At 60.0% G+C, this 8,716-nt stretch carries 10 protein-coding genes; 2 read left to right on the forward strand and 8 right to left on the reverse strand.

Going from position 1 to position 8,716, the window contains the following annotated elements; genetic code table 11:
• The first annotated feature begins 71 nt into the window (after window positions 1–71).
• Window positions 72–545 carry a hypothetical protein gene (locus tag AWB66_RS31600; RefSeq protein ID WP_125469868.1) on the forward strand — a complete coding sequence of 158 codons (474 nt, stop codon included), beginning with the start codon at window positions 72–74 and terminating at the stop codon, window positions 543–545.
• Window positions 546–770: 225 nt separating this feature from the next.
• On the opposite strand, the gene AWB66_RS35230 is transcribed toward AWB66_RS31600, so the two are convergent.
• The 6 genes from AWB66_RS35230 to AWB66_RS35235 all read right to left on the reverse strand — a co-directional run bounded on the left by AWB66_RS35230 (window position 771) and on the right by AWB66_RS35235 (window position 6,841).
• A complete protein-coding gene (locus tag AWB66_RS35230) occupies window positions 771–962 on the reverse strand; it encodes a hypothetical protein (protein ID WP_407642356.1) in 192 nt (63 codons plus the stop codon).
• A gap of 1,160 nt (window positions 963–2,122) precedes the next feature.
• Entirely contained in the window at window positions 2,123–2,989 is an 867-nt protein-coding gene (locus AWB66_RS31610; protein WP_235021343.1) for a c-type heme family protein, read from the reverse strand.
• 68 nt (window positions 2,990–3,057) lie between these two features.
• The gene (locus AWB66_RS31615; RefSeq protein ID WP_125469869.1) at window positions 3,058–4,101 is read right to left on the reverse strand and encodes a FecR family protein; all 1,044 of its coding nucleotides are present in this window, start codon (window positions 4,099–4,101) and stop codon (window positions 3,058–3,060) included.
• Between the two features lie 197 nt (window positions 4,102–4,298).
• Window positions 4,299–5,498 carry a caspase family protein gene (locus AWB66_RS31620; RefSeq protein ID WP_087633932.1) on the reverse strand — a complete coding sequence of 400 codons (1,200 nt, stop codon included), beginning with the start codon at window positions 5,496–5,498 and terminating at the stop codon, window positions 4,299–4,301.
• Window positions 5,499–5,515: 17 nt separating this feature from the next.
• Window positions 5,516–5,860 (reverse strand): effector-associated constant component EACC1, encoded by a 345-nt coding sequence (locus AWB66_RS33910; RefSeq protein ID WP_087633933.1) that lies wholly within the window; start codon window positions 5,858–5,860, stop codon window positions 5,516–5,518.
• Between the two features lie 705 nt (window positions 5,861–6,565).
• Complete coding sequence (locus AWB66_RS35235) at window positions 6,566–6,841, reverse strand: DUF2252 family protein (protein WP_087633934.1); 276 nt, start codon at window positions 6,839–6,841, stop codon at window positions 6,566–6,568.
• A gap of 40 nt (window positions 6,842–6,881) precedes the next feature.
• Between AWB66_RS35235 and AWB66_RS33380 the strand changes: the two genes are divergently transcribed.
• Entirely contained in the window at window positions 6,882–7,187 is a 306-nt protein-coding gene (locus tag AWB66_RS33380) for a hypothetical protein (RefSeq protein WP_125469871.1), read from the forward strand.
• A gap of 824 nt (window positions 7,188–8,011) precedes the next feature.
• Here the strand turns inward: AWB66_RS33380 and AWB66_RS33385 are convergent.
• A complete protein-coding gene (locus tag AWB66_RS33385) occupies window positions 8,012–8,314 on the reverse strand; it encodes a hypothetical protein (RefSeq protein ID WP_125469872.1) in 303 nt (100 codons plus the stop codon).
• A 7-nt stretch (window positions 8,315–8,321) separates the two neighbouring features.
• On the reverse strand, window positions 8,322–8,510 hold the full coding sequence (locus AWB66_RS34750; protein ID WP_087633936.1) for a hypothetical protein: 189 nt from the start codon (window positions 8,508–8,510) through the stop codon (window positions 8,322–8,324).
• Window positions 8,511–8,716 lie beyond the last annotated feature (206 nt).

The following is an 8,716-nucleotide window of genomic DNA, read 5'->3' on the forward strand; positions in this document are numbered from 1 at the left end:
GAATCCGCGTTTTACTTCACTTCAAACTGGCGCCATTACGGCGATCATCCCCGGCGTCATTACGCCGATCCGTGACAACCTCGAACGGGTTCGATGACTTCGCCAACCCGTTGAAGAAAAAGGAACCGGAGCCGGGCGAACCAGATGAACCGGGGCAAACGAATGAACTGAGCGCATCGGACCTGCGCTCCTCGAAGCTCGATGACTTCACGAGCCGTCTGCGCGGCTATCTCGATATCGCGGACCTGAAACTGAGCGAAGGCGATCGGGAACTGCAGATGTTGCGCCGCGCCGTCAAGCTGCGTTCCATCCTCAAGCTGAACGCGAAGCCGATCTTCATCAACTACTCGAACGGAATCGAGTATGCGCGCATCAACGAGAGCATCATCGACGGCTTTCTGCGATGCGATTTCGTGCACGGCGTGCGGTCGATGGAAGCAATCATTCAGATGAGCCGCTGGATCGACGGTCGCTTCGTGCCTGCGTCGCTGCCGTCGACGGCGCAATTGAATCTGCATGTCCGAAACGGCACGTTCTGGCAATAACGACGACACGCCCGTTTCACGACACGAATGTCGTCAGGCGAGCGGGTTACATCGACGCTTCCGGTATCGTCTCATGATTCGCCCTCGATCTCTCGCGCGGATTCGCCTTGTGACTGTGATCCTTCAGCGCGGCCATGATGCGCGGAAGCAACCCACGCGTCATCCCGGGTTCCGCAAATCCGCGGGGCAGCCCCAGCTTCGCGGTAATCGCGCGGACGGCTTCGGCTACTTTATCGCCGGAAGCAAGACCCAAGCCCTGCGCGATGCGGGTCGAGCTTGTGCTTTCCGAATATCGAAGGCGCGACGCGCAGGGTTCAGCAAAGCGCACCCGGCAGCCGTCGGCTCGACGACCTTGTGATGACGGGTCAGCAATGTGGTCCTGAGCGTGTCCTCGGGCGCGCCAATACGCTTGCTCACTGCCGGCGCCGATGTGCTCTCGTTTCGCAGCTGCGGCTATGCTTCCCTCTTCGACCCGAAAGACCTCCCGAAACGGAGGCAAGCAGTTGAGTGTCGGCTGTGCGCCGAACCGCGGTCATACGATTGCGCATCGCGAACGACCCTTGATGGCCGCGCTCGGTCAGCTTGGCGCATGGTGGCGCGTCGATTCATCGACAAACCGCCGCGAGCGCGCGCTCGATGAGGATGGCAGCGAAGCGAGTGCTCCGCTGCGCAAGCATGGCCGGCTTGTGCGTGCAGTTACAAGAAGCGCTGGGGGCCGTTGTCGACGGCGTGGCCGCTGTATGAAGTGAAGCGAGACGCCCGTTGCACTGAACCTGCGCCCTGCAAAGCACGGAGAATCTGCGCGCCCGCTCGCCAAACGCTATGCCGGGGACTTCGAAAGATTCAGCCCGCTGTGACACTAGGTATCGCGCGCAGCGGTTAGGGGAAGGGTAACTATCGATGCCCTATGGCCGATAATCTCGTGAAGCCGATCGCGCACTCGGCATTGGACATGAGTTTCATTTCGTCTCCACCGTCGATTCCCGCTTCGTGAGTCCGCCGGTAGTCTCCAGGCCGGTCGAAATCCTGTAACCTCGATTTTTTATCGCGGGTTTTGATAGGTCGGACGTTCAGGCCGCCGCCGTGATTAGATACACCGTGGTTTGCGGGATCTTTTTCGATTTTCGCGACATCACCGACGAGTCCCTCCGGGAGCCATTTTTCCGTGCTCCGGCGTGATCTGAAGAGTCTTATCGGCTTTGTCACGATGTCGATCGGGGCCGAAGCCTCTTGCGAAAAAGGACGCGGTGCAATTTATCATGATCGACTTCGACGCCGGCTTTTTCTTGAGGTAGTCGCGGGCTGCCTTGCTTTTCGCCGCGCTCGCGAGGGGCGATTCCGTATACTGCGCCGTTTGGATTGACTGACGAAGTCAAGCCTTGGTCGTCGACGCTCTGTGACGAGGCGATTGGTCCCGTCTCAACTTCCTGACGGCTCTCGCCTGCCGCATCCCCGATGCGCCCGCTGACGCCAAGGCGATGAATCGTCGGCAGGTCTCGCTCGAATCGTCCACTTTTCGGTGTCCCTCGACGACGCCCGCTGATCGGCTGCCGCCGCCACGCCAATGGTGCCAGATCTCACGATTTGGGCGCATTCACCGCTTCGGCCAGACGGCTTCTCATCCGACCAAACGAGAGTGCCAGCGATGCGATCTCGTCGCCGCCGCGCGTCACGAACGTTGCGATGTGAAGGTTGCCGAGGTTCGCCTGGTCAGCGGCGCGCGACAGCACAGCGAGCCGCCTCGTCACCAGGAAATTCACCAACAGGTTTAGCGCGAGCAAGGCGCATGCGAACACGGCGGCGAACGATAGCATCACCGTGCGCCAGACGCTTCTCGCCTGGTCGAGCGGCAGCGACATCGGCACTGAGACGAACTGCGCGCCGATCGTTTCATGCAAGGGCCAGCCGAAACCGTTCGCCGGTCCATATTTGTCGAGCACGGTGCGCGGCGCTTCGGAAGGCGTGCTGTGACATTGAAGGCACGCGCCGGAGTCGATGCGTGTCGGTCGCGCGATGTAAAGGCTGGGCCCTAACGGCGTAGCGCGCTCGCCGGTCACCTCATGCAACTCGGGATGGTCATGCAACCGGCGGATGACATCGTTCTCCCAGTCGGTGGCGCGGTCGCGCGGATTGGTCGGATTGAGCATCGCGTGCTTGTACAAGAATCCTGGCATTTTCTTCTCGAGCGGGAGCAAGCTCTCTATCGCCGAGTAAGCCGGGATCGATTGCGGAACGAATGCATATCTGATCTGAGTGGAAAGCAGCGGCGTCACCTGTTCGGACGTGTACTTGTGCACGGCAGTAGCCGCTTCGATCATCAGGCTCGCATCCCTCATCGTCGTCTGGGCTGCGCTATTCAGCAACGCCCGGTCGACCAATATCCCTGTTGCGACGTAGCCCGCGCCGAACACAGCTAGAAAGGAAAGATTGAACTTCGCGGTCAAAGACAAGTTCATGGCTGCTCCACACTTTTGATCTGCAAGGGGTCAATGCTTCCTTGCGCATACGCCATTCATTGCGCATGAATGTCTTCGGATGGCGGTTCCTTCTCATAGCGCATGGCGGCGTCGCGTTCTTTGCGCGATGCTGGGAGCGCCTGAGCATGCCCTTGGTGCCGTGCAGCCGGCGCGTGCGGCGGCGGATGAAGAATCGGGCGCCATTCGGATAGAACATCCAGATGAGCATCTATCTGCGCGCGGAAGGACGCTGACCTGAGCCGCGGAGCGAAGCGCGTGACGAACGTCTTCCGCACGCTCACGTCGCTCGCGAGCCAGTCGGAGACGTCAGCGTAGTCGACGGGGCGCACTGGCGCCGCAAGTTCCTGTCTGCTAGTGAGTCGGCTGGATAGTCCGACGAGAGTATCGCGAAAACCCAGAGGTAAAGCGCCAACGAACTCTGCCGACGGGCGCGCTTGCGTGCGCAGCGACTTGTCGGCGTCGCGTTCGATGTACTGGCCCTCGCGAAGGGTTTGCTTGGACTTGCTTCCTGGGACTCCGCCCTCGATCGCGTCATCGCCGATCTCGGAGAAAATCGCGATGCGTTGAGCCGTCGCCATCGCAACAACTGCCCAAGCACCATCGCCTGCAGGCTGGATGTTGAGGCCGGCAAGTTCGATCGAAACCGGCTGTTGCCGGGCGATGATGACCGTGGAACTCACCTTGAGCCAGCCGTACAGCATAGAGATTCGCGCCAGTTCTGCTGGCGCATGTTGCGGCACTGAGCGCGCTGTCAGGAGAAGTTGCGTCCGCGGCCCGAGCGCAACCAGCGTCCCCGTGCCGTCCTCGATTTGCGCCGATTGACCGCCGTCCGTTTTGATGATGTCGCCGTCTTGCAGCTTTGCGCCCAGCCCCGCCTGATAAAGAGAAGCGCCACGAATGACCGATACTGGGCTTTCGGCGAAGGTGACGAGAACGTCCGCATGCGCAAGCGACATTGCGGATACAAAGAGCGCGATTGCACCGCCAGCTCGGGCGCGCCGGAATGTCGCCGCGCAGACAAGGGAAAAACGGCAATCGAATGGCATCGGCAGCGTCTGTTGCGACGGTGTTCTCGGCATTATGTACGCAAACCGTTTACCTAAGTGTCTCACTGACACTAGCCGCTGCACAACGTGTTCGCCTGCGCACGGAGCAGCAAGTTAAAGTGTGTCGGCCATCTCTTACCGACTGTGGGACGGCGCCAGAGATCGGCGAGCCGAGGCGAATGAGCGGTGAGACGGTATCGGTGTCTATTACATTTAGACAGATGCCGTCATTACAGATGGCCGCTGAAAAAAACGATGTAGAGCAATGCCAAGACGATAAAAAGCACAACTGAAACGAGATTGAGCAACAATTTCGAACGCACGTCTCTCCTAGCCTCGGATGCGGCAGGATCATTCGCCTGTGACGTGCGGTGCGCATGAGCTTGGGATGCTGCCGCTCGGTGATTGCCAGCTGCAATCACGTCGTGTCCCTCCTGAATGCCTTGTTCTGTCGCTGGCGCCTGCGGGTTGTGAACGGCCGGCCCGCGAGCCTGCGGTTCCGAATTGCCTTTCTGTTGAACGTCCACGTCGCGCTTCGCTTGCTCGCGCTGTGCCGCGTCTGCGTGCTCAGAGTCCGCTGCCGCATCGGCCTGGAACGCACGGTTAGGGAAAACTTTAACGCGCGTCAGATCGCCCTTTCGCGCATTCACCTGATGCAACACGGGACGGGGCGCGTTGGCTCCGAAGCCAATTACCATTTTCTCAAAGGCGGCATCGCGGATGTCTGCGAAGGACAGCTGCTCGGCATATCCTTCCGCTCCATCGCGAAGCACTTCGAGTATCGCACCCGAAAACAGCGTGATCCTGGCATTGGGAGGACCGATGGACACCTCGCCCACCGGGCTCGAGCACATGAGCAATGTTCCGCGGCTCGGTTCTTCGTCCGACAGGTCCTTTGCAGCGGTCGCCGCAACTGCCTGGTCCAGTGTCGCCGACATGCCAATGAATTCGCGCGCGGCCGCCTCGGAAAAACAGCAGTCAAGCACGATGATACGGCGCTGCTGCGGGGCGGCGACTTTCAGTACCCTGGCGAGATCCGATGCTCTGATGCCGGTCTCCGACTCCATGCCTCGGTGACTACTCCGCACCAGAAGCGACAGATGCCCTTGATCGTCGGTCTGACCATGCCCAACGTAATAGACAAGGACATCGGCAACGGGACGGCCTTCATCGCGCCGCTCACGAAGCAGCACATCGAACGTGTCTCTGAGGCGTGCAAGCTGCTCACCGGCTGGCGCTGGATCGTCGAAAAGATCCAACACGAGCGCGGGGTCGAGGCCCAACCCCGCACTGTCGATCAGGTAACCGACGAAATCTTTGGCCGCATGCAGGAAAGCCGGCGCGCGTCCGAGTCCGGCCCCGGTCCAGTCGTGAGAGCCAAGAACGACTGCAGCGGTCGATTCAGAGGCAAGGAAGCGAGACGCCTGCACGATCTGATTCTCCCGCCTCAGCTCCGGATGATCTCGGCGATCCTCACCGCCGCTTCCGCGTCGACGCCTGCCACCACGGCTTTCACGCTTCCGACGCTGGGGTCCACCTCGATGGTGATGGACGCTCCTTTTCGCGCCCGCAGCCAGCCGGCGAGACCTTGAGCGATGGCGAGCGTGGCACCGGATGTCGCAATGGCGTTGACGATGGTGCCGAGATCCATGGTCGCCTCGTCGGCCTTCTGGCGATCGACGTCCAGCACCGGCTCGAGTTCTCTGAGCATGTCCGCAAGCGCTTGACTTGCCCGACCAGCCGCGGCCTGATCTTCGCCCGCAACGACAAAGCGATAATGTTCTTTGTCCATGCCTACCCTCTTCGACGGTTGAGAAGAGCTACGTTTGTAGCATTGAACGCTATTTGTCCCAAGGTATCGTCGTCTAATACATTTTTCACTGTTGGTGGACAGTTGTCCATACATATCCTTTGGTCCGGGCCCTCGGCAAACGGTGACTATGGCGGCGGCACGCATGCTCATGTGGTTGGAATTTGCTGCCGCAAACGGCAACAACTCGATCATCCGGCAATCGTAGGTAACCGGCAGCGGCGGCGGTGTGACCAAAGGCGGTTTGACAGAGCACGACGGGGGCAGAATCGAGGACTCTTTTGCCGCGATCGATGGCTTTGCCTACTGGCGTACCGCCCCTCAATGTTTGCGGAATTGCGTCTACCGACGCGAGCAACGACGTCGCGAAGGATGTCTATTGAGATCGCGAAGTGTCAGATCAGACTGTCAGTGCCGCCAACGGGACGCCAATCTCCGCATCGAACGCGCTACGACCGCGCAAATGACCACGGCATCGAACTCCGGGCAAGCGGATTTCGCGTCCGACCCTTCCGCGCCGTTCGCCGGGCCGCACCTCTGTGAACGGCAACTGGTCATCAGAGAAGCATCTTGCCAACGGTTCGCGCGGTCACGTCCCGGTCGCGTAACGACGACAATGCTCCAGATATCCAACCTCGTGACTGCTCACCAGTTGGACGATGCTGTCCCAAAGCCACAAAGGCGTATCTACGAATGCGACGACGCGGAAAGGATGGCAAGCCGAATTGCGACGCAACCGGTCGAAAACGATGCATGTGGCGCATTATCTGCGCCGCCGTAGAGTCGGGAAGTCGCACGCACGGCAAAAGACACGTCGGGCAAGACCGCATAGCGCGTGCGGCCGAGCGAGCTGCAGCCCCTGACCCAATAGGCGGCGTCCAGCACCGCCACGTCGCCCGATTCGTTTCGGGCTTTTAGGCGTCGCCAGCTGGCAATTTCCTTGTCGCGAAAGTGATCAGACAATAACGGCTAACCTTCGCTCTTCACCGCAAGCGACGCACGCATGGACCACTATTTCACGACGGAGCAAGGCGCCATCCAACTGCTCATCCGCATCCGGCGCTACGCGACGGGCACATCAGGTCCGTCGATCGTCGTCGGCAAAAAAACGACGGCGCCGAAGACAATGGGATCTCCGATGTCTCGTCCTGCGTCCGTGCAGGCCGTATCGCAAGCTTCTTTCATTCGAGTCCGACGGACACGCCTGTCGTCTTCGTCACCTGAGCCGTTGAAGGCGTCAGCGAATGTGCTTCGTGAACGACGTCAGATCGTCCCGCGTAATCAGACGTCGCTTTTCGAGCGCGGGTGAACCGAAGATCGCCTCGTGCGCCGCATACGAGCTGGAACCTTCCCGCGATCATAGCGAAAAACATTAGTAGCCGCTTTCGCAGAGAAAATTCCACTCGTGCGCCGTTTGGGACTGCACAAACGATAAGATCAGGGACTTCATCCTACTCGCATCGGGCGACGTTCAACTCGTCGCAGGCTGGAACGGACCGAGCCTACGATCGACCGGATCAGCTAACTCTGCGCGGCCGCGATGGCAGCGGGGCCGCCTGGTTTCTTTCGCACGAGTATGGCGGTTGCGATGGGAGTAGACACGCGAACGCGATCCGAGCGCCGCAACGAACGTGTTGCCTTGCTCGAGCGGGGTGCCGCATGCATAAATGAGTGGCGGCGACCCGCGGTCGTTTGCCAAGACACAAGACGAAACTGATGGAGTCCATGGAACCGATGGAGCCCATGGTACCCATGAAGCCGGGAGACATTCTTTTTAGCAGGGCATCCGCGCAATGCAAGGCCTTTCCAATCATGGGAGCGGCTAACGTTCTACCAATCAAGACACGAACCGAATAATTCAAATCTATTGGGCCTATCTATGGGAAGACAGGACTTCATCCGTATCCGAAGGGAATGCAATTAGTCCCGTCGATGTGGCTAGCCGGGTAACGTTCGCCAGCCGTAAGGACGATTGATCGTGGTAAGACGATCGTGCCGGAAAGCGCTGTGGTCAGCAAACGTGCATGCCTGCCGCCTGCTGCGATAGGACGTTTTTGCCAGGCCATTGCCCGCGCAGCAGCGGAGACTCGTCATCGGCACCGACGTGAATTCTTCGTTCACTACACCACATAATCAGCCGACGATTGCGGTTATTCTTACCGGATGATGTATTGCGAGTGAACTTGTTTTATGGACCGGTACTTTACGACGCGCCAGGGCGCCATCAAACGCCTGATGGAAATCAGCCGCGACATTGCAGGGATAGCCTATTCCCCAATAACTGTCACCGGCCGCCGGCGCGATGGCAGCGAGGTCAGCGGCATTGATCGCGTTCTCCTGAACGTGCGGGCCGGCCGGGTCTCGTGTTTCGTCCACTCCGGCGCGGCGGAAGAGCAACTCGTTTTCATCAGCTAGGGTGCCATTATCTACTGGCACGAATTGGTCAGTAAGCCACCTTGAAGGTCGGCGAATCCTCCAGCCGGCTTTTGCGCCGCTCATAGATGCGTGTGGTCGCGATGTTTGTGTGGCGGGGCAGCGCGCGCAGCGCCAGACCTTCGTCGAGCTTCCGGTTGACGCGAGCTCCGTTTGCGCGACGCCAGTCCCGCCGCGCCGGATTCACGAACCGCGTCATCTGCCGCTCGACTCGGGCCTCCCGTCGCGCCGAGACTCCGGGGACACGAGGGATCGTGCAATTTCATGAGCGGCTCTGCCCGACCCCGTAGCGGTCGGTCGATCCGTGACTCGGGTGAGGGGGCAGCCGGCACTTCAGCCATTGCCTGTTCTGCTTGAGCCTGTGATCTGCTACGCATGTGGTGCGGCTACGCGATGGTATTCATC

It is taken from the genome of Caballeronia telluris (assembly GCF_001544495.1).
Taxonomy (GTDB): Bacteria; Pseudomonadota; Gammaproteobacteria; order Burkholderiales; family Burkholderiaceae; genus Caballeronia; species Caballeronia telluris.